The sequence below is a fragment of the Hydrogenophaga sp. genome (assembly GCF_030651625.1).
Taxonomy (GTDB): domain Bacteria; phylum Pseudomonadota; class Gammaproteobacteria; order Burkholderiales; family Burkholderiaceae_C; genus Hydrogenophaga.
On the sequence record NZ_JAUSCF010000035.1, the window covers coordinates 126,459 to 150,900 of the forward strand.

General features: G+C 63.3%; 22 protein-coding genes. 14 read left to right on the forward strand and 8 right to left on the reverse strand.

What is annotated here, in order from left to right; genetic code table 11:
* Positions 1-24: 24 nt before the first annotated feature.
* Positions 25-1,443: a phosphatidylserine/phosphatidylglycerophosphate/cardiolipin synthase family protein gene (locus Q7V46_RS17420; protein ID WP_304914833.1), complete on the reverse strand. Its 1,419-nt coding sequence runs from the start codon at positions 1,441-1,443 to the stop codon at positions 25-27.
* A gap of 261 nt (positions 1,444-1,704) precedes the next feature.
* On the opposite strand from Q7V46_RS17420, the gene Q7V46_RS17425 reads away from it, so the two are divergent.
* The 3 genes from Q7V46_RS17425 (at position 1,705) to Q7V46_RS17435 (ending at position 4,958) form a co-directional block, all read left to right on the forward strand.
* On the forward strand, positions 1,705-1,869 hold the full coding sequence (locus tag Q7V46_RS17425; RefSeq protein ID WP_304914834.1) for a DUF1328 domain-containing protein: 165 nt from the start codon (positions 1,705-1,707) through the stop codon (positions 1,867-1,869).
* 55 nt (positions 1,870-1,924) lie between these two features.
* Entirely contained in the window at positions 1,925-2,341 is a 417-nt protein-coding gene (locus Q7V46_RS17430; RefSeq protein WP_304914835.1) for a hypothetical protein, read from the forward strand.
* 319 nt (positions 2,342-2,660) lie between these two features.
* Positions 2,661-4,958 (forward strand): hypothetical protein, encoded by a 2,298-nt coding sequence (locus tag Q7V46_RS17435; protein WP_304914836.1) that lies wholly within the window; start codon positions 2,661-2,663, stop codon positions 4,956-4,958.
* Between the two features lie 57 nt (positions 4,959-5,015).
* Here Q7V46_RS17435 and Q7V46_RS17440 read toward each other — a convergent pair whose 3' ends face one another.
* The gene (locus Q7V46_RS17440; protein ID WP_304914837.1) at positions 5,016-5,897 is read right to left on the reverse strand and encodes a LysR family transcriptional regulator; all 882 of its coding nucleotides are present in this window, start codon (positions 5,895-5,897) and stop codon (positions 5,016-5,018) included.
* 134 nt (positions 5,898-6,031) lie between these two features.
* Here Q7V46_RS17440 and Q7V46_RS17445 point away from each other — a divergent pair, with 134 nt between their 5' ends.
* Genes Q7V46_RS17445 through Q7V46_RS17455 form a run of 3 tightly spaced genes read left to right on the forward strand, consistent with a single transcriptional unit; the run spans position 6,032 to position 7,609 of the window.
* Positions 6,032-6,469 carry a PACE efflux transporter gene (locus tag Q7V46_RS17445; RefSeq protein WP_304914838.1) on the forward strand — a complete coding sequence of 146 codons (438 nt, stop codon included), beginning with the start codon at positions 6,032-6,034 and terminating at the stop codon, positions 6,467-6,469.
* A gap of 54 nt (positions 6,470-6,523) precedes the next feature.
* Positions 6,524-6,811 (forward strand): acylphosphatase, encoded by a 288-nt coding sequence (locus tag Q7V46_RS17450; protein ID WP_304914839.1) that lies wholly within the window; start codon positions 6,524-6,526, stop codon positions 6,809-6,811.
* A 51-nt stretch (positions 6,812-6,862) separates the two neighbouring features.
* Positions 6,863-7,609 (forward strand): NYN domain-containing protein, encoded by a 747-nt coding sequence (locus Q7V46_RS17455; RefSeq protein ID WP_304914840.1) that lies wholly within the window; start codon positions 6,863-6,865, stop codon positions 7,607-7,609.
* 330 nt (positions 7,610-7,939) lie between these two features.
* Here Q7V46_RS17455 and gyrB read toward each other — a convergent pair whose 3' ends face one another.
* The 3 genes from gyrB to dnaA all read right to left on the reverse strand — a co-directional run bounded on the left by gyrB (position 7,940) and on the right by dnaA (position 13,362).
* Positions 7,940-10,567: a DNA topoisomerase (ATP-hydrolyzing) subunit B gene (gene gyrB / locus Q7V46_RS17460; protein ID WP_304914841.1), complete on the reverse strand. Its 2,628-nt coding sequence runs from the start codon at positions 10,565-10,567 to the stop codon at positions 7,940-7,942.
* Positions 10,568-10,643: 76 nt separating this feature from the next.
* Positions 10,644-11,750 carry a DNA polymerase III subunit beta gene (dnaN, locus tag Q7V46_RS17465; protein WP_304914842.1) on the reverse strand — a complete coding sequence of 369 codons (1,107 nt, stop codon included), beginning with the start codon at positions 11,748-11,750 and terminating at the stop codon, positions 10,644-10,646.
* A gap of 205 nt (positions 11,751-11,955) precedes the next feature.
* Positions 11,956-13,362 carry a chromosomal replication initiator protein DnaA gene (gene dnaA / locus Q7V46_RS17470; protein WP_304914843.1) on the reverse strand — a complete coding sequence of 469 codons (1,407 nt, stop codon included), beginning with the start codon at positions 13,360-13,362 and terminating at the stop codon, positions 11,956-11,958.
* Positions 13,363-13,578: 216 nt separating this feature from the next.
* Here dnaA and rpmH point away from each other — a divergent pair, with 216 nt between their 5' ends.
* From rpmH to Q7V46_RS17505, 7 genes are all read left to right on the forward strand, one after another.
* Positions 13,579-13,713, forward strand: a complete 135-nt coding sequence (rpmH, locus tag Q7V46_RS17475; RefSeq protein WP_066096666.1) for a 50S ribosomal protein L34 — start codon at positions 13,579-13,581, stop codon at positions 13,711-13,713.
* A gap of 70 nt (positions 13,714-13,783) precedes the next feature.
* The gene (locus tag Q7V46_RS17480) at positions 13,784-14,203 is read left to right on the forward strand and encodes a ribonuclease P protein component (RefSeq protein ID WP_304914844.1); all 420 of its coding nucleotides are present in this window, start codon (positions 13,784-13,786) and stop codon (positions 14,201-14,203) included.
* Positions 14,193-14,480: a membrane protein insertion efficiency factor YidD gene (yidD, locus tag Q7V46_RS17485; protein WP_304914845.1), complete on the forward strand. Its 288-nt coding sequence runs from the start codon at positions 14,193-14,195 to the stop codon at positions 14,478-14,480. Before Q7V46_RS17480 ends, yidD begins: the two co-directional genes overlap by 11 nt.
* Positions 14,477-16,195: a membrane protein insertase YidC gene (gene yidC, locus Q7V46_RS17490; RefSeq protein ID WP_304914846.1), complete on the forward strand. Its 1,719-nt coding sequence runs from the start codon at positions 14,477-14,479 to the stop codon at positions 16,193-16,195. Before yidD ends, yidC begins: the two co-directional genes overlap by 4 nt.
* Positions 16,196-16,361: 166 nt before the next feature.
* The gene (mnmE, locus tag Q7V46_RS17495) at positions 16,362-17,783 is read left to right on the forward strand and encodes a tRNA uridine-5-carboxymethylaminomethyl(34) synthesis GTPase MnmE (protein WP_304914847.1); all 1,422 of its coding nucleotides are present in this window, start codon (positions 16,362-16,364) and stop codon (positions 17,781-17,783) included.
* Between the two features lie 106 nt (positions 17,784-17,889).
* On the forward strand, positions 17,890-18,381 hold the full coding sequence (locus Q7V46_RS17500; RefSeq protein ID WP_304914848.1) for a Crp/Fnr family transcriptional regulator: 492 nt from the start codon (positions 17,890-17,892) through the stop codon (positions 18,379-18,381).
* Positions 18,382-18,479: 98 nt separating this feature from the next.
* On the forward strand, positions 18,480-19,139 hold the full coding sequence (locus tag Q7V46_RS17505; RefSeq protein ID WP_304914849.1) for a hypothetical protein: 660 nt from the start codon (positions 18,480-18,482) through the stop codon (positions 19,137-19,139).
* Between the two features lie 202 nt (positions 19,140-19,341).
* On the opposite strand, the gene Q7V46_RS17510 is transcribed toward Q7V46_RS17505, so the two are convergent.
* From Q7V46_RS17510 to Q7V46_RS17520, 3 genes are all read right to left on the reverse strand, one after another.
* The gene (locus tag Q7V46_RS17510) at positions 19,342-19,887 is read right to left on the reverse strand and encodes an adenine phosphoribosyltransferase (protein WP_304914850.1); all 546 of its coding nucleotides are present in this window, start codon (positions 19,885-19,887) and stop codon (positions 19,342-19,344) included.
* 130 nt (positions 19,888-20,017) lie between these two features.
* Positions 20,018-20,977 (reverse strand): MBL fold metallo-hydrolase, encoded by a 960-nt coding sequence (locus Q7V46_RS17515; RefSeq protein ID WP_304914851.1) that lies wholly within the window; start codon positions 20,975-20,977, stop codon positions 20,018-20,020.
* A 156-nt stretch (positions 20,978-21,133) separates the two neighbouring features.
* Positions 21,134-23,119: a monovalent cation:proton antiporter family protein gene (locus Q7V46_RS17520; RefSeq protein ID WP_304914852.1), complete on the reverse strand. Its 1,986-nt coding sequence runs from the start codon at positions 23,117-23,119 to the stop codon at positions 21,134-21,136.
* A 129-nt stretch (positions 23,120-23,248) separates the two neighbouring features.
* Here Q7V46_RS17520 and Q7V46_RS17525 point away from each other — a divergent pair, with 129 nt between their 5' ends.
* Entirely contained in the window at positions 23,249-24,247 is a 999-nt protein-coding gene (locus tag Q7V46_RS17525; protein WP_304914856.1) for an SIS domain-containing protein, read from the forward strand.
* Positions 24,248-24,442 lie beyond the last annotated feature (195 nt).

Here is a 24,442-nt window from a genome sequence, read left to right on the forward strand (position 1 = left end):
CTCCCCTTGCGCAGGGGGGCACGCCTACAACCACCGCTCGATCATCCGGCTCATTCCCTCGAACATGCGCAGGTGCAGCCCCCGCTGGTGCCAGGCCTCCAGCGTGACCGGTTCGGATGCGGCGCGGTCCTTTTCAAACAGGGCGGTCATCTCGGCGCCAAAATCGTCGCCCAGCACGATCACATTGAGTTCGTTGTTGGTCACGAAGCTCAGCCAGTCCAGGTTGCTCGACCCCACGGTGGAGAACACGCCGTCGATGACGGCCGTTTTGGCGTGCATCACCGCGTGCTGCATCTCGTGGATGCGAACGCCGGCCTCCAGCAGGTCGGTGTAATACGAGCGGCCCGCATGCAGTGCCAGCAGCGAGTCACCCCGTCCCGGCAGCACCAGCTCCACCGCCACGCCGCGCCGAGCCGCTTCGATCAGCGCCTGGACAAAGTCGCTGCCGGGCGCAAAGTAGGCGATGGTCAGCCGCACGCTCACCTGGGCCGCGTCGATGCCCGCCAGCAACGCGCTGTAGATCCGGTTCTCCGGTTCGCGCGCGTCGCTGGGCAGCACCTTGACCACCCGCTGGCCAGGCTCCGCCGCGCCACGCCGGGGGGCGGGGGTGCCCAGTTCGCCCTTGCAGCCCTGGTCCCGCCAGGTGGATTCAAACACCTTCGCCAGCACCGGCACCACTGGCCCCTCCAGTTCAATCTGGGTGTCGCGCCAGCCGTCGGTCAGCGAGTCTCTGGATGCTGCGGCGCGGCGCCTGCCGAACGAGCTCGATCCGTAGACGCGGCTGATGTTGATGCCGCCGGTGAAGGCGGCGTCTTCGTCCACCACCAGCAGCTTGCGGTGGTCGCGGTGCGTGATGCCCCAGTACCCGGGGCGGCGGACCGGGTTGAGCGGATTGAAGGCGCACACCGACACGCCGCCGTCTCTGAGCCGGTCAAAAAATTCCAGTGGCGTGGTGATCGAGCCCACCGCGTCGTAGATCAGCGAGACCTTGACGCCCTCGGCCGCCTTGAGCAGCAGGAGATCGGCCACCTCGGCGGCCACACCACCGTCTTCGACGATGTAGCTCTCCAGATACACCCGACCCCTGGCCTGGGCGATCGCCGCCTTCATGGCGGTGAATGTGGCGGGGCCGTCGACCAGCAGGCGGGTGCGATTGCCACGGATCAGGTCCGTGTCGCCGCTCGCGCTCAGTGTCTGCAGATGGTGTGTCAGCAGGTCCCCCTGGCCTTCTCCGGCGAGGCGACGCAAGGTGCTGCGACCGGCCTGGGCCGACACCTGTCCGGTGGCGCCGCGCACGTTGACCTGTCCGGTCTGCCCGTCGGGCAGGGAGGCGGTGCGCGGTGGCAGGCTCGAACAGGCAGTCACCAGCAAGCCCAGGCACACACAAAGACAGCTTGAAGCAAGCAGGCGCAGGCTGCCTGACTGAAAGGAGTTGCGTCGCATCAGAATCACCGGAGCAGAAATGAAGGTGGGTGAACGCGAAAGGGGCACCCGGGGGCACCTGAGCAAGACCGATCCGGCACGCAGCCGCTTGAGACTCGGTGGGGCGCCAGACCAGTTTGCATGTCGGCGCAATCCTACGCTGCCACGCGGCTTTTGCTTGCATTCAGCGCGTCGATGGCTGCCTACAGTGGAGTCATTGCAACGGTGGTCGTTGCGAAGTGCCGGCCCAGCGGCAACGCAGGGCCCATACAGGAGTCAAAAATGTTGCATTACGCCGTCGTCTTCTTTGTGATCGCTCTGATTTCTGCCGTGTTGGGCTTTGGCGGTATCGCCGCAGGCGCTGCCGGAATCGCCAAGATTCTTTTTGGCGTGTTCCTCGTCATGGCCATCATCTCGTTCCTGTTCGGCCTTTCCCGCAGGCGCTGAGCCTGCGTCACCCCCAATTTCATTCCATCCAATCACTTGAAGGAGCCTGTTCATCATGATCAAGAACGCCGAGACCCTCGCCCACAACGCCGTCGCCACCGCGAGCGACCTCTCTGACCGCGCCGCACGCGAGGCCGATCAGACCTTGGTGGCCACCAGGCGCGCCGCCGCCGACGCTTCGAAGTCGTTGCGCGAGGGCTTCGAGGCCTTGCAGGAAGAAGTGCCGTCGGCCCTGGCTCGCGCAGCCGCCCAGGCCGAAGCGCTTTCGAAAGAAGGACTGGAGCGTGCGCGCCGTGCCAAGGAGGCCGTCCGTGAACAAGCCCTTCGCGCCGGCGACCAGACGGTGAACTACATCAAGGACGAACCCGTCAAGGCGGTGGCGATTGCCGCCGGTGTGGGAGCGGTTGCCGCCCTGCTGGTGGGCTGGCTCGGTCGTTCCTCACGCCACGCGCACGCCAACGGGCGGCGTTGATGTGGGACCGCAGACGCACTTGGCAGCGTCTGTGGCCGAAACCCGCAAAGGAGGCACAGAGTGCCTCCTTTTTTGCCTCCTCGTCCAACCAATTGAACGCGCGCCCGTTGCGAGCACGGTTGAACGCTTGTTCATCCGGTCGAACGCAGGTCGCGCCGATTGCCACCCCTGTGTTTGATGGACGAACCTTCCCACATCCAGGCGATCCATCCCCACCACATGGACCTTTGCCACGGTCTTCAGCAAAAACCCGGTGCGATACTGGTCTTCGCATGGCATGCCGCAGGGCTGCCACCCTTCAGGAGAGGCACCGAGCGCCGTGATCAACGCCACCTTTTATCGATTTTTTCGCGGTTGTCGATACCCTGCAGGGTCATTGGGCAGCGTTGCGGGGCTCCTGCTGGCGGTCGCCGCACACGCGCAGACCGCCGCACCGTCCACCTGGGCCTTCAGCCCCGAGCGGGACCGGTTCCAGACCGGTGCGTTGCTGGACCTGCGCCATCTCAACGAGGCTGTGGCCGGGCAGTCCGGCTTTGTGCAGGTGAACCAGCAGGGGCGTTTTGTGCGCCCAGATGGTCAGCCGATCCGCTTCTGGGCCGTCAACAGCGATGTGGACCGCCAGCCGCAGGTGGCGCGCGGTCCGCTGTGGCCCCAGGGCGGAAGCGACCTTGCACATCACGCGCGTTTTCTGGCCAAGCGGGGGGTGAACATGGTGCGTCAGCACCGCCAGATCAGCCCCGACCTGCAAACCCACCCCGATGCGTTGCTGACCGACATCAACGAAGCCGAGCGCGATGCCATCTGGCGCATGGTGGCGGCCATGCGCAAGGAGGGCATCTACACAACGCTCTCGCCTTACTGGGCCGTGCCCATGAAGTTCGCTCAAAGCTGGGGGATAGCCGGTGGCAACGAGCAAGCGGCGCTGGGGCTGCTGTTCTTCGATGAAACATTGCGGTCGGCTTACAAGGTCTGGCTGAAGAAGCTTCTGACCGAGAAGAACCCCTACACCGGGCTGTCATTGGCGCAGGACCCGAGCCTGGCCGTGTTCCAGTTGCAGAACGAAGACAGCCTGCTGTTCTGGACCGTCGATGCCATCCAGGGGCCACAGCGCGCCGCACTGGAGCGCCGCTTCGCCCAATTTGTCCAAAGCAAGCACGGCTCGCTGGAGGCGGCGCAAGCCGCATGGGGCCGCAGCGGGATGGAAGGCGACCAGCCCGCGGCCGGTCGGCTCGCCCTGGTCAATATCTGGGAACTCACGCAGCCGCCCGCGCAGAATGGGCGCGGCCGGCGCATCGCCGACCAGACCGAGTTCTACGCGCGCACCATGCACGACTTCAATCGCGAGATGGTCGACTACCTGCGCAAGGAACTGGGCATGAAGTCCCTCATCAACGCGGGCAACTGGAAAACCGCCAGTGCCGAACGACTGGGCGATGTGGAGCGCTGGAGCTATCTGCCGGGCGAGGTTGATGCGGTGAACCACTACTTCGGTGGTGTGCACCAGGGCCCGGACAACGGCTGGGCCATCATGCAGGGCGACCGTTTCACCAGCGACAGCGCGCTGCTGCAACCGCACCTGTTGCCGGTCAACCTCAAACAGACGCAGGGCCGTCCCATGATGGTCACGGAAAGCGCGTGGGTGCTGCCCAACGCCCACGGCGCCGAAGGCCCGTTCCTGATCGCGGCCTACACCTCGCTCACCAGTGTGGCCGCCTACCACTGGTTTGCCACGGTTCACGAGGGCTGGGCCCCGCCGCATTCGGCCAACGGCTACCAGCCGTCCCAGCACAAGTGGACCTTCGTCACGCCTGAGGTGCTGGGCAGCTTTCCGGCTGCGGCGCTGGCCTACCGCCGTGGCGACATTCGAACCGGCCAGCCGGTGCTGGTGGAGCAGCGGCCATTGCCCGCCCTGTGGCAACGCCAGACTCCTCGGCTTTTCGAGGGCGCCAGCTTCGACCCCAACCGCGACACCGGCGCCGGTGCGCGCACCGGGCCCGCAAGCCGCGCTGCGGTGTCTCCCGATGCGTTTCTGGTGGGTCCGGTGCAGGTGCGACTGGGGGCTGACCTCGCAGCCGCCACCTACGCCGCCGATCTGGGTGCGTGGACGGACGGGGACCGCATCCGGGCCAACACCGGTGAACTCACGCTCGATCACCGGCTGGGCGTGGCCACTGTCGACACGCCCAGGACCCAGGGCGTGGCCGCCCATTTTCATCGGGCGCCGGTCCACCAGCTGAGCACGCTCGGCGTGCGTTCGGACAACCCCTTTGGTGCCCTCATGGCCACCTCGCTGGACGACAAGCCGCTCGACGAATCCCGCTCGGTGCTGCTGCAGTACGCCACCCAGAGCCGACCCACCGGCTGGCGCGAAAAGCCGGTCACGCTTGCGCTGGAAGGCGGCGGCACAGCACCGGGCTGGGAAATCGAGTCTTATGGCGGTGCACCCTGGCAGGTGGTGCAGCCCCGCATCCAGGTCAGCCTGCGCAACCCGTACCTGCGCCGTGCCACCGCGCTGGACATGAACGGCATGCCCTTGGCTGCTGTGCCCGTGCAGAGACAGGGCGGCACATTGCGACTGCGGTTTCCGCCAGCGACGATGTATGTGGTGTTGCGCTGAACGGCGTGCGTGTCTTCACTCCCTCGCCCCGCTGGTGAGCGGGCGGCGGCGCGGGTGTCACGCGCTTTCCATCAATTCAATGAACCGCTTTGCCCCCAGCCCGAGCGGCCGGTCGTTCTGCCACACCACATCCACCCACAGCCGCAACTGGTTGCCCATGTTCGCAAACTGAACCTCGGTCAACTGCCCCGAAGCCACCAGCGGCTCCACCAGGCGCTGAGGCAGATAGGCCCAACCCAGCCCGGCCTGCACCAGGCTCAGCGTGGCCAGGTGGCTGTCGGTGCGCCAGAGTTGGCGTGCCACCAGCACGCGCGGGTCGGCTGCATGACGGTCTCGACCGGCGACGGCGATCTGACGAACGTCCACCAGGTCTTCCAGCCGCCAGCGGGTCTGGCGGCCGCGCGCTTCCGGGTGGTCAGGCGACATCACCGCCACCAGGGTTTCGTGCCCCACTTCCTGAAAAGACTCCCGCTCGTCGGTGCCGGGGCGCTCAAACACCAGTGCCAGATGCGCCTCGCCGGCGTACAGCATGCGCAGCGCATCCGCTTGCGGGGCCGACAGCACCTCCACGTCCAGTGCAGGAAATTCAGCCGCCAGCACGGCCAGTGGCCGGCTCCAGGGGGCCGAAAGCAGTTCCGGCGCGATGGCCAGCGTCAGCCGCCGTTCCAGGCCCTGGTGCAACTGTTGCGCGTGTGCCTGCAGCTGCCTCAACTGCCGGGCCAGTTGCCGCGCCTGCGGCTCCAGCGCGCGGGCCACATCGGTGGGACGCGGCTCGCGCGTGCTGCGGTCGAACAGCGTCAGGTCCAGCTCGGCCTCCAGTTGCGCAATCGTCATGCTCACCGCAGATGGCACCCGGCCCAGGTGGCGCGCAGCCGCCGAGAAAGAGCCGCAGTCCAGCACCGCTAGAAACACCCGGACGTTGTCGCTGGAGAAGGCCATGGACGCAACATATCAGAAATATTGATATTAACTGACTTTTATCGTCAGTGAGATCCCACTAACATCCTTGCTTCCGTGCCCGTACCGTCGGCGCTCGGCTCCACACAGTACCCGCACTCCAGTCACCGAACGCCATGCAGGGCATCAAGAGAAAACTCGTTTACGTCACGCTCTACGAAATCATCGCCATCGCCTGTTCCACCACCGCGCTGGCCTTGTTGTTCGGCAAGAGCATGGGTCACGCGAGTGTCGTGGCCGTGGCCGCCTCAGCGATTGCGGTGATGTGGAATCTCGTTTTCAACACCCTGTTCGAGCGCTGGGAAAGCCGCCAGATCAAGCGAGGGCGCAGTCTGGGCCGGCGCGCGGCGCACGCGGTTGGCTTCGAGAGTGGTCTGGTGATCCTCCTCGTGCCGCTGTTCGCCTGGTGGTTCAATATTTCACTTTGGCAGGCCCTCGTGCTTGACTTGGGTCTGATCGTTTTCTTTCTCGTCTACACCTTCGTCTTCAACCTCGCGTTTGACAAAGTGTTCGGCCTGCCGGCATCGGCCCTGCCGGTGCCGCAGTGCACCTGATTGCGCAGGCGGTACGCTGCTGCCCTGTTCTCATGGCCCTACCAGGCTTGCACCATGGCTGACGTCCTCACCCGCCACCTGCGCATCACCGGCCGCGTGCAAGGGGTGGGATATCGATGGAGCATGGCTCAGCAGGCGCAACGCCTGGGAGTGAATGGCTGGGTGCGAAACCGCCTTGACGGAAGCGTGGAAGCGGTGGCGTGTGGATCTGCGGAAGCGGTGCAGGCACTGGTGGATTGGGCGCAGCATGGTCCGGAGCAGGCCCAGGTGGTCGATGTATTCGCGACCGTGGCGGAAACCCTCGAGGTATTGGGCAGGTTTGAACAGCGAGACACGCGGTAACTCAATGGCATTGCCTATGATGCAAGCTTCAACCTCAGCGAGGCAGGCACCATGGCAGGAAATTACCAAAGCGCAGACAACGAATCGCGCGTCGCCGTTCTGGTGGACTGTGACAACACCTCCCCCGAAATTCTCGAGTATGCGCTGCGCGTCGTTGCCCAATTTGGTCGCGTCGTTTTGCGCCGTGGCTACGGGAATCACACCACCCTCGCCAACAAGTGGCAAGAGGCCTTGGTCCGACTCGCCTTCACCCCCTGCTTGCAATACCAATACGCAGCCGGCAAGAACACGTCCGACATTGCGTTGGCGCTCGATGCTGTGGAAGCCTTATTCGACGAGCGAGCCGATACCTTCTGCCTTGTCACCAGCGATTCCGACTTCGCTTATCTCTGCCGCAAACTGCGCGAGCGCGGCGCCACCGTGCACATCGTGGGGGAGGCCAAGAGCCCGGATGCGCTGCGCAATGCGAGCGATCAGTTCTTCGAATGGGTGAAGACCGAACCCGCCGCCACGGAGTTGCCCAAAGCTTCCGCCAAGTCCGACTCCGTCAAGCCTGCCCAAAAGCAGCGCCCCATGTTCGTCGTTGAGGCCGTTACCCTGCTGGCCGCGGATACATCCGAAGGCAAAGTCAGTGTGGGCGGGTTGGGCTCCTATCTCAAGCGTGCAGATCCTTCGTTCTCACCAAAGAACTACGGTCACTCGGGCTTGCTGGACATGCTCAAGACATACGACTTGCTCAAGGCGCAGCAGGAGAATGGCGGGCATTGGACAGTTCGCCTTGTCTCTGCGGCAAGCTGACAATAGTGCCCTTGCCTTCAAAAAAATACCAAGAATGACAAATGACGCATTCAGAAGTGGCCATCAGGTCGGCGCTGAAAGATGACTTGCAATTGAACGTCGATATTCCTCGCCCGCAGTATTCTTCTCAATGAAATCTCGCCGTCGCCTTTCTGATTTGTACCGATAAAACGATACAAAACGTGAAGCTTTGTCCTCGTCTATCGGTACAAGGCCGAACTTGGGTGTGAGTTTCGATATGTCAAGAACAGCAATAGACGACAAAAAGCCCATAAGCCTCTCAACTTATGGGCCTCGATTTCCCAGGTTCTGGCGTTGTCTACATGGCAATCAAACGTCGATGTTGCCCGCCCGCAGCGCATTCGCCTCAATGAATTCCCGCCGCGGCTCCACCTCATCGCCCATCAACATCGTGAACACCCGATCCGCTTCAATCGCATCGTCGATCTGCACGCGCAGCAGGCGGCGCACGGTCGGGTCCATGGTGGTTTCCCAGAGCTGGGCGGGGTTCATTTCGCCCAGACCCTTGTAGCGCTGGCGGCTGGTGGTGCGTTCGGCTTCGCTGATGAGCCAGCGCATGGCGACGCGAAAATCGCCCACTTTTTCTTCCTTCTGCTTGTCACCTTCGCCGCGCATGACCTTGGCGCCTTCGCCCAGCAGGCCACGGAAAGTTTCAGCGGCGTTGGCCAGCGCCGCGTAGTCGGCGCCGTGCACGAAGTCCTGCGTGATGATGCTGGACTTGATGTTGCCGTGGTGGCGGCGGCTGATGCGCAGCATCGGTTTGTCGCTTCGGGCATCGAACTCGCCCGCCACTTCGGCGGGTATGCCGGTGGTGCTCAGTTCACGCAGTTTGGCCTGCAACGCCACGGCACTGGCTTCGGCCTGTTCCACGCTGTCGAGGTTGATGGACACGCCGTCGGCCATGGCGCGCAGCGCTTCGGCGTCCATGAAGTTGGACAGGCGCGCAATCACGCTCTCGGCCACCTGGTGCTTGCGCGCCAGTTCGCCCAGGGTGTCGCCTTCCAGCGTGGTGCCGGTGGCGCCGCCGGTGAACACCTTGGCTTCGCGCAGCGCAATGCGCAGCAGGAAGCCGTCGAGCGCGGGCGCGTCTTTCAGATACAGCTCTTCCTTGCCGGCCTTGACCTTGTACAGCGGCGGCTGCGCAATGTAGATGTGGCCGCGCTCCACCAGCTCGGGCATCTGGCGGTAGAAGAAGGTCAGCAGCAGGGTGCGGATGTGCGCGCCGTCCACGTCGGCGTCGGTCATGATGATGATGCGGTGGTAGCGCAGCTTGGCGACGTTGAAGTCGTCCACCCCGGTGCTGCCGCCAGCGCCGGTGGCCTTGCCGATGCCGGTGCCCAGTGCGGTGATGAGTGTGAGGATTTCGTTGCTGGTCAGCAGCTTTTCGTAGCGCGCTTTTTCCACGTTCAGAATCTTGCCGCGCAGCGGCAGAATCGCCTGGAACTTGCGGTCGCGGCCCTGCTTGGCAGATCCGCCGGCGGAGTCGCCCTCCACGATGTAGATCTCGCACAGCGCCGGGTCTTTCTCCTGGCAGTCGGCCAGTTTGCCGGGCAGGCCCATGCCGTCGAGCACGCCCTTGCGGCGCGTCATTTCGCGGGCCTTGCGTGCGGCCTCGCGGGCGCGCGCGGCTTCCACGATCTTGCCGCAGATGATCTTGGCGTCGTTCGGGCGTTCCTGCAGGTAGTCGGTGAGCAGGCGGCTCACGATGTCTTCCACCGGGCCACGCACTTCGCTGGAAACCAGCTTGTCCTTGGTCTGGCTGCTGAACTTGGGCTCGGGCACCTTCACGCTCAACACGCAGCACAGGCCTTCGCGCATGTCGTCGCCGGTGACTTCCACCTTGGCCTTCTTGGCCAGTTCGTTTTCTTCGATGTACTTGTTGATGACGCGCGTCATGCCGGCACGCAGGCCGGTGAGGTGGGTGCCGCCGTCGCGCTGCGGAATGTTGTTGGTGAAGCAGAGCACCTGCTCGTTGTAGCCGCTGTTCCACTGCATGGCCACTTCCACGCCGATGTTGGTGCCCTGGTCGCTCGCGCGATCGCCCAGCGCGTGGAACACGTTGGGGTGCAGGATGGTTTTGCCCTTGTTGATGAAGTCCACAAAGCCCTTCACACCGCCGGCGCCGGAGAAGTCGTCTTCCTTGTTGGTGCGTTCGTCCTTCAGACGGATGCGCACGCCGTTGTTCAGGAAGCTGAGTTCGCGCAGGCGCTTGCTCAGGATCTCGTAGTGGAAATCGGCGTTCTCGCGGAAGATGTCGTAGTCGGGCAGGAAATGCACTTCGGTGCCGCGCTTCTCCGTGGGACCGGTGACCCGCATCGGTGAAACCTCGATGCCGTCGGCGGTGGTATCAATCAAGCGGTTCTGCACGAAGCCACGTGCAAATTCAATCTGGTGCACCTGGCCGTCGCGGCGCACGATCAGGCGCAGCCACTGGCTCAGCGCGTTCACGCAGCTCACGCCCACGCCGTGCAGGCCGCCAGAGACCTTGTAGCTGTTCTGATTGAACTTGCCGCCGGCGTGCAGCTCGGTCAGTGCGATTTCAGAGGCACTGCGCTTGGGCTCGTGCTTGTCGTCCATCTTCACGCCGGTGGGAATGCCCCGCCCGTTGTCCACCACGCTGATGGAGTTGTCGGTGTGGATGGTGACCAAGATGTCGTCGCAGTGGCCGGCCAGCGCTTCGTCGATGGAGTTGTCGACCACCTCGAACACCAGGTGGTGCAGGCCGGTGCCGTCAGAGGTGTCGCCGATGTACATGCCCGGGCGCTTGCGCACCGCCTCCAGGCCTTCCAGGATCTGGATCGAGCCTTCGCCATAGCCTTCGCTGGCCCCCACCTGATGGGCGTCGATGGTGGGCTGGAAGTTGGAGCTGGCAGAGCCCGCTTCACCTGTGTTGACAGACTCGGAGCCGGGTTTGGCGGACGGATTCGCTTCGGACATGGTGGATTTCTCTGACACTTAAAAACGCCAAACCCGCTCTGCGCGGGTTGGTCTGGGCACTCTGAACAGGGGCGGATCAGATCCGCATGGGCATCACAACGTATTTGAAGGCGTTGTCGTCGGGGTTGGTCACGAGCGCCGAGCTGTTGCCGTCGGAGAGCTCGACACGCACCATTTCCTGCGACATGTTCTGCAGCGCGTCGATCAGGTAGGTGACGTTGAAGCCGATCTCGATGGTGTCGCCACCGTAGTCGATATCGAGCTCGTCCACGGCCTCTTCCTGTTCGGCGTTGCTCGACGCCACACGCAGTGCGCCGGGCTCGATGTTCAGGCGAACGCCCTTGAACTTCTCGCTGGTCATGATGGCGGTGCGCTGCAAAGAGGCCAGCAGCGGCGCGCGACCCAGCGTGACGATGTTCTTGTGGTTCTTCGGGATCACGCGGTTGTAGTCGGGGAACTTGCCCTCGACGAGTTTGGTGACGAACTCCATGCCGTCAAAACTGAACTTGGCCTGGTTGGCAGCGAACTGCATCTCGATCGCACCTTCCTTGTCGCTCAGCAGGCGCTGCAGTTCCAGCACCGTCTTGCGCGGCAGGATCACTTCCTGCTTGGGCACTTCCACGTCCAGCGTGGCAGAGGCAAACGCCAGGCGGTGACCGTCGGTGGCCACCAGGCTGAGCTGCTTGCCTTCGGCCACGAACAGAATGCCGTTGAGGTAGTAGCGGATGTCGTGCACCGCCATCGCAAACGAAACCTGACCCAGCAGGTTCTTGAGTGTTTTCTGGGGGACGCTGAAGGCCGGGCCGAAGCTGGCAGATTCCTGCACCAGGGGGAAGTCTTCCGCCGGCATGCTCTGCAGCGTGAAACGGCTCTTGCCGCCCTTGAGGATGAGCTTGCCCGCACTCGACTCCAGACTCACGGTCTGGTCGCCGGGCATGGTGCGCAGGATGTCGATCAGCTTGCGCGCGCCCAGGGTGGTGACGAAGTTGCCTTCGTCGCCGTCGAGTTCTGCGGTGGTGCGGATCTGGATTTCCAGGTCGCTGGTGGTCAGCTGCAGCTGAGACCCGGTCTTTCGCAACAGCACGTTGGCCAGGATGGGCAGCGTGTGGCGTCGCTCCACAATGCCGGCCACCGACTGCAGCGCGGCCAGAACCTTGTCCTGGGTCGATTTCAAAACGATCATTTCAGACTCTTTCGTCGCTTGTGGCCGGATGGCCGGGTTCTCTTGCCTCGCCTGCCTGAACCTCGGTGTAAGCAAAACACCCTCTATTTTCGCCTTTTTGCCGGGGGCCCATGGAAACGCGCCAGAAGTGCGATTGCGGACGCTTCAATGAATGAAGCAGCGTCATTCGGGTTTTCGCGGGCATGAACCGGGCATGGCGCTGTGGTTACCCCTTGAGTGTTTGTTCCAGCACGTGCAATTGCTGGTTGAGCTCGGTGTTCTGCTGGCGTTCGGCGCCAATCTTGCGCACCGCGTGCAACACCGTGGTGTGGTCGCGTCCGCCAAACAGCTCGCCAATTTCCGGCAGGCTTTTCTGGGTCAGCTCCTTCGCCAGGAACATCGCAATCTGCCTAGGACGAGCAATGCTCGCCGGGCGCTTCTTGCTGTACATGTCGGCGACCTTGATCTTGTAGAAGTCGGCCACTGTTTTCTGGATGTTCTCCACGCTGATCTGGCGGTTCTGGATCGACAGCAGGTCCCGCAGGGCCTCCCGGGCCAGCTGGATGGAGATCTCCTTCTGGTTGAAGCGCGAATACGCCAGGATCTTGCGCAGTGCGCCTTCCAGTTCGCGCACGTTGGAACGCACGTTCTTGGCCACAAAAAACGCCACTTCCTCAGGCATGACGGCATTTTCCACGGCCGCCTTGTTGATCAGGATGGCCACCCGCATCTCCAGTTCCGGCGGCTCGATGGCCACGGTCAGGCCCGAATCGAAGCGCGACACCAGCCGTTCGTGGATGTCGGCCAGGCCCTTCGGGTAGGTGTCGCTGGTGAGCACAATGTGGCTCTTCTTGGCCAGCAGCGCTTCAAAGGCGTTGAAAAACTCTTCCTGCGTGCGCTCCTTGTTGGCGAAAAACTGCACGTCGTCGATCAGCAGCAGGTCCAGCGAGTGGTAGCGCTCCTTGAATTCGTCAAAGGTCTTGCGCTGGTACGCCTTGACCACATCGGAAACAAATTGTTCAGCGTGGATGTAGAGAACTTTGGCGTTCGGGCGGTCGGACAGCAGATGGTTGCCGATGGCGTGCACCAGGTGGGTCTTGCCCAGACCGACGCCACCGTAGATGAACAGCGGGTTGTACAACTGGCCAAGGCTGCCCGCCACGTGCATGGCGGCGGCGCGCGCCATCCGGTTGGCAGAGCCTTCCACAAGTGAGCCAAAGGTCAGCGCCAGATTCAGTCGGGTCTTGGGGCCGCTGGGGTGGATCACCTCCGCTGGCGCGAGGTCGGGCACTTCGGCCAGCAACGGATCTTGAGAAGCACGCGGGGCAGGGGATGTTCTGCTGGGGCCTTCACGCGGAGTGAGTGCCAACTCAAGCACCACGGGGTGACCTTGAATGTTCTCGAGCAGAGCAGAAATGCGCGGTGCGTACTGGGCGCGAATCCAGTCGAGTTTGAAGCGGTTGGCCACCGCCACCACCACTTTGGAGCGGTCGTCGGCCACCGTGGCCGAAAGGGGTCGGATCCAGGTATTGAACTGCTGCTCAGGAATGTCTTGTGCCAGTTGTTCGATACAGGACTGCCACAAAGAGGTGGCATGGGCCGGCAATCTGGCGGAGGAAGTGCCCTCGATCATGTGGAATTCGGGTGCTCTGAAGATGTGGACAATCGGATCGGGGCTGGCCGGGGATTGTAGTGCGGCGGTCCACTTATCCACAAGGGCGCAAATGGATTTTTGCTCCCACCCCTACCTCGTGATTGAAGTCGCTTCACGGGTGTCACCGCCAAGTGCTTGCCGGTCAACAGGATTCTTTGCGATAATTGCGGGTTTCCCCGATTACTACCGAGCACCATGAAACGCACTTACCAACCCTCCAAGATCAAACGCGCCCGCACCCACGGCTTCCTGGTTCGCATGAAGACCCGCGGCGGCCGTGCCGTGATCAACGCCCGCCGCGCCAAAGGCCGCAAGCGCCTGGCCGTCTGAGCCCGGATGTGTGGTGCCGGCCATGTCTGGTGCGGCCCAGGTCCGTGGCGAGCCTTGCGATTGTTCTCTGATGCAGCGGCTCCGGTCCCGACAGCAGTTTCAGGTCGTCATGGCCGGTGCACCCGTGGCCAAAACACCCCACTTTGCACTGCACAGCACGGGCCTGGCTCACGTGCGAGATGCCCGTCCGTTGTTCCCCGTGGCCGACACCTGGCTGGGTGTGCTGCTGCCCAAACGCTGGGCCCGCAGGGCCGTGACGCGAAACGCCATCCGCCGGCAGATCTACGAAACCGCGCGCGCGATGGCACCCATGTTGCCTAAGGCTGCCATGGTGGTGCGCCTGCGCAGCGAATTCAGCCGCAAGCAGTTCCTGAGTGCCACATCGGTGGAGCTCAAGCGCGCCGTGCGCGCAGAACTTGAGCAGCTGATGGAACGGGTGGCCCGGCCAGAATCGAAGGCACCCGTGCTGGAGACCGCCCATGCTGGTTGACTGGCCGCGAAACTTTCTGGTCACGCTGGTCAAGGGCTATCGCTTGCTGCTCAGCCCCTGGCTGGGCAGCAGTTGCCGTTTTGAACCCACCTGCTCTGCATACGCACTGGAAGCATTGAACCGCCATGGCGCTGCGCGTGGAAGCTACCTTGCCGTCCGGCGTATTGGCCGTTGCCATCCCTGGTGCGACGGGGGGTGTGACCCGGTGCCGGAGAAAGTGCCACCGCTGTTTTCCCGTCTGATCCCATCTTCCTCAGAAAAGAAAAATGCGTCATGAATGACATCCGTCGGTCCATCCTCTGGGTGGTATTTGGTCTGTCCATGGTCCTGATCTGGGACAAATGGCAGATCCACAATGGTCAGCAGCCTACGTTCTTCCCCAGCTCCGCGCCCGTGGCTGCACCTGCCGCCAGCACAGGGCCCAGCCCGTTGGCCGATACCAGCCTGCCAGCCGCCACGGCCACACCTGGCCTGCCCGGCACGGCTGCCGTGGGTGAAGCCCCTGGCGGTGCACCTGCCGCAGTGGCCCAGCGCCACGTGGTCACGACCGACGTGCTCAGGCTCACCTTCAACACCGAAGGCGGGTCGCTGATCGGTGCCGACCTGCTTGAGCATGCCGCCGCCACGCGCACCAGCAAGGACCAGAGCGAACTGCCTTTCACCCTTCTGACGCAAAACGGCAGCAGCATCTATCTGGCCCAGACCGGCCTGATCGGTGGCAACTTCCCCACCCACAAGACGCCGATGACCCTGGCCAGCGGCCCGGCAGCCCTTGTCGACGGGCAAAACGAACTCCAGGTTCGTTTCGAATCGGCCGAGGTCGGCGGTGTGCAGCTGATCAAGACCTACACGCTGAAGCGCGGGCAGTACGACATTGCGGTGCAGCACGAGGTGCGCAACAACAGCGGCCAATCGGTCAGCCCGCAGCTGTACCTGCAGCTGGTGCGCGACGGCAGCAAGCTCTCCAGCGACACACCTTTCTATTCCACCTTCACCGGCCCGGCTGTTTACACCGAAGAGAACAAGTTCCAGAAGGTGGAGTTTGCCGACATTGAGAAGAACAAGACCAGTTTCACAAAGAACAGCAGCGACGGCTACGTGGCGATGGTTCAGCACTATTTCGCCTCGGCCTGGGTGCTTGAAGCCGGTGTGGCGCGCGAGAATTTTGCCCGTCGCATCGACAACAACCTCTACGCGGTGGGTGCCATCACGGCACTGCCGGCTCTGGAGCCGGGCCAGTCATTGAACCAGCAGGCCGTGCTGTTCGTGGGGCCTCAGGAAGAGAAGGTGCTGGAAACCATTGCACCAGGACTGGAACTGGTCAAGGACTATGGCTGGCTGACCATTCTGGCCAAGCCGCTGTACTGGCTGCTGGAAAAGATCCACGGCTTCGTTGGCAACTGGGGCTGGGCCATCGTGCTGCTGGTGGTGCTGATCAAGGCGGCGTTCTACTGGCTCAATGCCACTGCCTACCGCAGCATGGCCAAGATGAAGAAGATCAATCCGCGCATCATGGAAATGCGGGAGCGCCTGAAAGGCAATCCGCAAGCCATGCAGCAGGAAATGATGAAGATGTACCGGGAAGAAAAGGTCAACCCGCTGGGCGGCTGCTTCCCGATCCTGATCCAGATTCCCGTGTTCATTGCCCTGTACTGGGTGCTGCTTTCCAGCGTGGAGATGCGCAACGCGCCCTGGATAGGCTGGATCACCGACCTGTCTTCACCGGATCAGTTCTTTATCCTGCCGCTGGTGATGGCCGTGACGACCATGATCCAGACCGCCCTGAACCCGCTGCCGCCCGATCCGCTGCAGGCCAAGCTGATGTGGCTGATGCCGCTGATGTTCTCGGTGATGTTCTTCTTCTTCCCGGCCGGTCTGGTGCTCTACTGGATCACCAACAACGTGCTGACGATTGCGCAACAGGCGCACATCAACCACCGCATGGGTGTTCCGCTGAAGTTCACGATTCCGTTTGATCTGTTCAAGAAGTAAGGGCTCCCCCTGCGCCGCTTTGCGGCTTCCCCCCGGAGGGGGGGACGACACCAGAGGCCCGGCCAAGCCGGTTCCTCGGTGTCCCTGGACCGAGTCACTGCTTTCCACTGGGCCTGCATCTGCGGGCCCTTTCCATTTCTGAAATCCCTTGCTGCAGAATCGCGCCATGCTCAGCACCCAGCACGATCCCATTGCCGCCATCGCCACCGCGCCCGGTCGCGGTGCGGTGGGCATCGTGCGCGTGTCTGGCCGTGGATTGGCGCCCTTTGTACGCGCCTTGTTGGGCCGCGACCTGCGTGCGCGAGAGGCCACCTACCTGCCCATTCCTGACGAACACGGCCAGCCGATCGACCATGGACTCGCCATCTGGTTTCCGGGGCCCCACTCGTACACTGGAGAGGACGTGTTGGAATTGCAGGGCCACGGTGGACCGGTGGTGCTGCAACTGTTGCTGGCGCGTTGTCTGGCGGTAGCCCTGTCAGGCGCGAACCAAGGCCAGCCCTTGTTGCCCGCCTTGCGGCCGGCGCGGCCCGGCGAGTTCACCGAACGGGCCTTTCTGAACGACAAGCTCGACCTCGCGCAGGCCGAAGCGGTGGCCGACCTGATCGACGCCAGCACCGAAGCCGCTGCGCGCAGTGCCAGTCGCTCGCTGGCCGGCGCATTTTCAGAGCGCGTGCACAGCTTGCGAGATGCGTTGATTCACCTCAGGATGCTGGTCGAGGCCACGCTCGATTTTCCGGAGGAAGACGTCGACTTCCTGCAGAAAGCCGATGCCACAGGGCAGTTGCAGCGCTTGCAGACCGCTTTGGCTGCGGTGCGGTCACAAGCCCGCCAGGGGGCGTTGTTGCGCGACGGACTCAAAGTGGTGATCGCCGGCCAGCCCAACGCGGGCAAGAGTTCCTTGCTCAATGCGCTGGCAGGTGCTGAACTGGCCATCGTCACACCCATCCCGGGCACCACCCGCGACGTGGTGCAGCAGACGATTCAGATTGAGGGGGTTCCCTTGCACGTGATCGACACCGCAGGCTTGCGCGACAGCCCGGAGGTCGATGAGGTGGAACGTATCGGTATCGAGCGGGCCTGGGGCCAGATCGCACAGGCCGATGCGGTGGTGTTCCTTCATGACCTCACGCGGTATGACGCTGCCCGGTACCAGGCCGACGATGCAGCGATCGCGGCTGCGTTGCCGGCAGGTGTCCCGGTTGTTGAGGCGTGGAACAAGCTGGACCAGTGTCCGGGAGACACCCACACGACCCTCGCTGCCGTGGCTGGGCCAGAGGGCATTCTGTTGTCTGCCAAGCGAGGCGACGGTATCGACTTGCTTCGGCAACGCCTTCTGGCGCTGGCAGGGTGGCAACAGGGCAGTGAGGGTTTGTTCATGGCCCGCGAACGGCACCTTCAGGCGCTGAGCAGGGTTGACGCTCACCTTGCCACTGCTTCAGACTTGCTGGCGGCACAGGCCGAACACCTGGATCTGCTCGCCGAGGAGCTCCGGCTGGCTCAGGGCGCGTTGGGTGAAATCACGGGGGAGTTCAGCGCCGATGACTTGCTGGGCGAGATCTTTTCGCGTTTTTGCATCGGTAAATAACACCTAAGTCGCCGCTCGGGCGCGGTCAGATGCCGCCGGTAGCCCAACTGTAATAAGCGGTAAATACACATTGCGGGCGAAGCTTGTGGGCGGTTATCTTGCTCCCATGACAGACGTCGTCACTGCGACCACACGCCCAGATATCCTTGCCTTGGCCTATGCCATGCGGCATTGCAATGCGCTGGACGCCGTGCCACTGAATCTCACCGAGCCCCAGTGGCAGATCGTGGCCAATTACCTTCAGCCTGTGTCCCTTCAGTTGGGAAAGGTGCTGATTGAGCAGGGTGTGAAGGATCGAACGGTTTATTTTGTGGAGAACGGCACGCTCACGGTGCACTACGAAGACAGCAAGGAGCGCATTCGCATTGCGGTGGTCGGATCAGGGTCGGTGCTGGGAGAAGGTGCGTTCTTCAGCCATTTGCCGCGCAGCGCGACCGTTCACGCGGGCAGCGACTGCCGGCTGTGGTGCCTCACCCCGCTGCGGTTCCGAGAGCTGTCGGTGAGACATCCCGACCTTGCCCTCGAACTCACTGTAGCCATGTCGGCGGTACTGGCGCGCCGCATGTACAACCGCCCCAAACGCATTGCCGTCACCTGACGAGCGATTGGTTTCCAAGTGCGGCGAAACGGATCCCAAACGCTCCTGTTAAATCAACCATTGCGCCGCAGCATGCTGCGCATACTCACAACATGTTCATGCTCAACTGGCTAAGAGCCAAAAAAACCACCGCCGGCCGTTCGGGCGGTTCAGGCCGAGGCCGGCGGACGTTTGCGCAGACCACACTGCCGCTGATCTCCCCTCGCCGGGGTCGGCGTATCTTGCGTCGCGAGCAGCTGTTCTCCGTGGTGCGAGAGTCGATGATCCGTGGTGGTGTGTTGTCCACCAGCTACGAATTCAAGGTGCTCACACTGGACGCGAACGGCGACGGCTTCCTGGTGCTGGTCGACCTTGCTTTGCCTACCGAGAGCATGCCCGACGAATACCTGCTGGAGATCGAGCGCTGGATTCAGGCGAGCGCCCAGTCCAGGCACGAAATGGAAGTGCGCTCGGTGTACTGGCGCCGCAAGGCGGTGCATGACCAGCGGGGCATTGCGCTGAAAGCGGCGGTGGCCGCACAGACCCGCCGGGAACCTGTCGAACCCAGCGTCACGGCCATTCCGGCGCCCGACCTGAACCCGGAAAGAACCCGCGTGCAAGGTGTTCAGGCGGAAGAGGTGGAGGCCTTTCGCCGGGCGCTGCAGAAGGCGGCGAATCCGATCCGCCGTCCGCTACTGGAAGAAGAGACCAACCTCCCTGTCCCTGAATCCCACAGTGATTTCAGTGCGCTGAGCGATACCCAGTACGGCAAGCTCTGAGAGTTTTTGCTACCACGCTCCGCCACTGCGCGGGAGCGTTTGCCCACCCCCGCGCCGCGCTTCGCGCGTGACCCCCCCCACAAGGGGGCGATACCACTGGCCCGGCAAAGGCGGTTCCACGGTATCTCCGGAATGAGGCATCTCGTGCCGCAAGGCTGGCTCGTTCTCCCAAGCTCCGCCGCTTTACAGGTGGGGTCAGAGCTCAGTGCCCGGCGTAATCCACCAGAGTGAAAAGCGCCAATCCCGAATCTCGCAGCTTCTCTGATCCGCCAAGCTCTGGCAGATCCACGATCGCGGCGCCTTCGAGTACCTCGGCGCCCAGCTTTTCCAGCAGCTTGCATCCTGCCATCATGGTGCCGCCGGTGGCGATCAGGTCGTCGATCAGCAGCACCCTGTCCCCAGCCCGCACGGCATCCGTGTGCAGTTCGACCGTTGCGCTACCGTATTCAAGCTCGTAGGTTTCTTCCACCGTGGTGAAGGGGAGTTTGCCCTTCTTGCGAATGGGCACGAAGCCCACGCCAAGTTCGTAGGCCAGCACCGATCCAATGATGAAACCCCTGGCGTCGAGACCCGCCACCACCGTGGGTCGCAATTCGGGGGCCATGTAGCGGTGCACAAAGGTGTCGATCAGCACACGAAACACCTTGGGATCTTGCAGCAGCGGCGTGATGTCGCGGAACTGAACGCCGGGCGCGGGCCAGTCGGGCACGGTGCGGATGTGGGATTTCAGATAGTCGGAGGTGTCCATGGGGTCGGTCCATTGCGGATCGGCCATTATGGGCCAGCCTTTTCCAACGAAAAACCCCGGCACTTGGCCGGGGTGATGCCTCAAAAGCGAAGAGGCCAGATGACCGTCAGGCCTTGCTCCGGGCAGGCAATCAGGCCAGGGCCTTGAACTGGTAGCCGTTGCCAGCGGCTTCCAGCGTGCCCATGGTCGGGAAGGGGAAGTGGAAACCGCCCATCGTCATCTTGCTGGCCACCAGCGAGTCAAACACCCGGCGGCGGGTCTGGCGCGCCATCTCGGCATCCATGTCGAAGGCTACGGCCCAATCCGGACTGCGGGCGAACAGCGACGGGATGTTGGTGACGTCGGCCACGTACATGAAGGACTGACCCTCAGACTGCACAGTGACCAGGCTCATGCCGGGGGTGTGCCCAAAAGCGGCCGAGGTGACGATGCCGGGCGCCAGCTCGGCACCAGGTTCGAACTTCACCAGCTGCTCGGCCGGCAGGCCGCCAATGACCCGCCTGGCGTTCTCGAAAGCGCCTTTGGCTGCCGGTGGAGCGGCGTTCATTTTGGTGTCGTCGAACCAGAAGGCATGTTCGGGCGCTGGCACGTGCACCTTGGCCTTGGGGAACATCAGCGAGCCGTCCTTTTTGCGCAGACCGTTGATGTGGTCACCGTGGTAGTGGCTGATGATGACGTGGTCGATGTCCTCCACCCTGTGACCGGCGGCGGCCAGGTTGGCGGCCAGTCGGCCAGTGGTTGGCGGCCCGTTGTCGGCGAAACCGGTGTCGATCAGGAACTTGGTGTTGCCGCTGACGATGAGATAGGGTGTGAAGGGAATGTCCACATACTCGGTGGGCAGGTTCTGCGACGCCAGCATGGCCTTGACCTGTTCCAGTGGGGCGTTGCGCACGAATTCTTCACCCAGCGGGCGCCGCAGCGCGCCATCGTTGAGGGCGATCACCTCCATCGCGCCCACCTTCAGTTTGCGAAAGCCGGGTTCGGGAAGCGTGGGCGCGCCGAAATTGGGTGTGTTCTGCGACCACACGGAAGAAAAGGTCAGCGTGGCGGCGCCAGCCATGCCAGCGCCCAGAAACAATCGACGATCCATCTTGCAGTCTCCACGGGGGTTAAAAACCGCGAGCATAGTTACCGATGAGTAACTCAGCAAACTGTGTGGTTACATAAACCACACGGCATTCAAGGTTTCAAGCACTCTCCGGGTTCGTTGCTGGCGGGCCCGGAGCATCCAGGATCGACTGCGCTTTCAACCAGAAAGCAGCTTGTCTTCTGCCAGCGACAAGGCTTGGGCCTTGCCGCCCAGCACCAGGGTGTCGCCGCTTTCCATGACGGTGTCGTCGTCAAAAACAGCAGCCTTGCCGTTGGCACGACGCAGGCTCACGAGCCGCACGCCGATCGCCTCCAGGGCAAGGTGCCCCAGTGTCTTGCCGACTGTTCGACCAGCGGTCGGCAGGGTCACCGTGTGCAGCCGGTCATGTTCGATCTCGTCCAGGCTGTCGTCGTCGGCGCCATGGAAGTAGCCGCGCAACAGGTTGTAGCGCGCATCGCGCTGCTCCTGCACCACACGGATCACGCGCCGCATGGGCACGCCCACCAGGGCCAGGGCATGGCTGGCCAGCATCAGACTGGCCTCGATGGCTTCCGGCACCACCTCGGTGGCACCGGCGCTGCGCAGCTTTTCCAGGTCCACATCGTCCACCGTGCGCACCACCACCGGCACATGCACCGCCTGTTCCTGGGCATGGTGCAGCACCTTGAGGGCGCTGGGGGTGTCCAGGTAGGTCACGACCACCGCGCTGGCGCGGTGCAGTCCCGCGGCCATCAGTGCCTGCAGCCGGGCCGCGTCGCCGAAGACCACCGAATGCCCGGCGGCGGCGGCCTGGCGCACCCGGTCGGGGTCGAGATCGAGCGCCATGTAGGGGATGCCTTCGGCTTCGAGCAGGCGGGCCAGGTTCTGGCCGCAGCGGCCATAGCCGCAAATGATCACGTGCTTGTCGGCGTTGATGGCCCTGCGCGCAATGCTCGTCATCTGTACCGACTGCATCAGCCAGTCGCTGCCCACCACCCGACTGACGATGTCGTTTGTGTAGAGAATGATGAACGGGGTGGCCAGCATCGAGATCACCATGCTGGCCAGGATGGGGTTGAACAATTGCGGTGGCACCAGGTTGTTCTGGCCGGCCAGCGTGAGCAGCACCAGCCCGAACTCGCCTCCTTGCGCCAAGTACAGACCGACCCGCAGCGATACCCCCATGGATCCACCGAACAGGCGTGTCAGTCCCGTCACCAGGGCCAGCTTGAACCCGATCGACAGCGACAGCAGCAGCAGGACGAGTGGCCAGCGATCGAACACCAGCCGCCAGTCCAGCATCATGCCGATGGTGATGAAGAACAACCCCAGCAGCACGTCGTGAAACGGCCGGATGTCGGTTTCCACCTGGTGCTTGTATTCGGTCTCGGAAATCAGCATGCCGGCCACGAACGCGCCGAGCGCCAGCGACAGGCCGGCGTGTTCGGTGAGCCAGGCCAGGCCCAGGGTGATGAGCAGCAGGTTGAGCATGAACAGCTCGTCGCTCTTCTGGCGTGCCACCAGGGTCAGCCACCACCGCATCACCTTCTGGCCACCCGTGAGCAGCAATCCCAGCAGCAGCACCGCCTTCACCAGCGCCAGTGCCAGCGCGGGCAGCAGCTTGTCGGGGTCGGCCGCCAGCGCGGGAATCAGCACCAGCAACGGCACCACCGCCAGATCCTGGAACAGCAGGATACCCATCACCCGTTTGCCGTGTTCGGACTCCAGCTCCAGCCGCTCGGCCATCAGCTTGATCACGATGGCGGTGCTGCTCATGGCCATCACCCCGCCCAGCGCCAGCGCGATCTGCCACGAAATGTCCCACCAGGTGGGCAGCATCAGCGTCAGGGCCAGCGAAGCGCCGGTGGTGATGAGCACGGTCAGTACCACCTGGGACAAGCCCAGACCGAACACGTGGCGCTTCATCGCCCGCAGTTTGGGCAGGCTGAACTCCAGCCCGATCACGAACATGAGGAAGACCACGCCGAATTCGGCCAGGTAGCGGATGCCGCTGGAGTTCTGGGCCAGCGCGAGCGCATTGGGCCCGATGAGAATGCCCACCACCAGATAACCCAGCATGGGGGGCAGCTTGAGCTGCCGGCACGCCACCACGCCCAACACCGCGGCCAGCAGGTACAGGAGCGCAATGTCGAGCGAATTCATGGAGCCGATGGTAAGGGCTGAGCGTTGTTCCCGAACGGAGCAGCACCATTGTCATTTCAGCAAGCCGTGGCGCCACGCCGCTGGCGGCGCTGGCCCGCCAGCAAGGCCGCCAACGGCGATAATCCGTCGATGCAGTTGCCAGCCACCTTCGACCCGACCCGTGCGGCAGCATTTGCCCGCGAAACCTTGCAGATCGAGGCCGAAGCCATCACCGCGATGGCCCGGCGGGTGGATGGCAGCTTTGCCCAGGCACTGACGCTGATGCTTGCCTGTCGGGGCCGGGTGGTGGTGATGGGGATCGGAAAGAGTGGCCACATCGGGCGCAAGATCGCAGCCACCCTGGCATCCACCGGCACACCGGCGATGTTCGTGCACCCGGCAGAAGCCAGCCATGGTGACCTGGGCATGATCACCCCGGGCGATGTGGTGCTGGGCATCAGCAACAGTGGGGAAAGCGAAGAACTCACCGCAATCCTGCCGCTGATCAAGCGCATGGGTGTGCCGCTGGTGGCCATCACAGGCCGTGTGCGGTCCACGTTGGGCCAACACGCCGAAGTGGTGCTGGACGCTTCGGTCGACAAGGAAGCCTGCCCGCACAACCTTGCCCCCACCGCCAGCACCACCGCACAGCTGGCCATGGGCGATGCGATTGCAGTGGCGCTGCTGGACGCGCGTGGTTTCAAGGCCGATGATTTTGCGCGCTCCCACCCCGGAGGCACGCTGGGTCGCAAGTTGCTGACCCACGTGCGCGACGTGATGCGCATCGGCGACGCCCTGCCCCGCGTGACGCAGGAGGCCAGTCTGATGACGCTGATGCGCGAGATCAGCGCCAAAGGCCTTGGAGCCAGTGCCATCGTCGACGCCGACAACCGTGTATTGGGCATCTTTACCGATGGTGACTTGCGCCGCCTGATCGAGAAGAGCGAAAACAACGGCGATCTGCGAAATCTCACAGCGTTCGAAGTGATGCACCCCGACCCGCGCACCATCCGAGCCGACGCTCTGGCCGTGACCGCCGCAGAACTCATGGAGGCCACGCGCATCACCAGTGTGCTGGTGGTCGACGAGACAGGCCGCCTGTGCGGCGCGCTCAACAGCAACGACCTCATGCGGGCAAAGGTGATATGAACCCCTGCGCCGCTGCGCGGCTTCCCCTGAGGGAGACGGCGCTGGCGGCCCGGCAAAGGTTCTATGGTTTTCGTCAAGCGCGCAGGGCTACCCGCTGCGGGTCAAACGGTGTGCCACTGTGCCAGACGGCAAACGCAATGCGCAGCAGCTTGCGAGCCAGGACCACCAGCGCCTCGGTGGTCTTCAGGCCCCGCT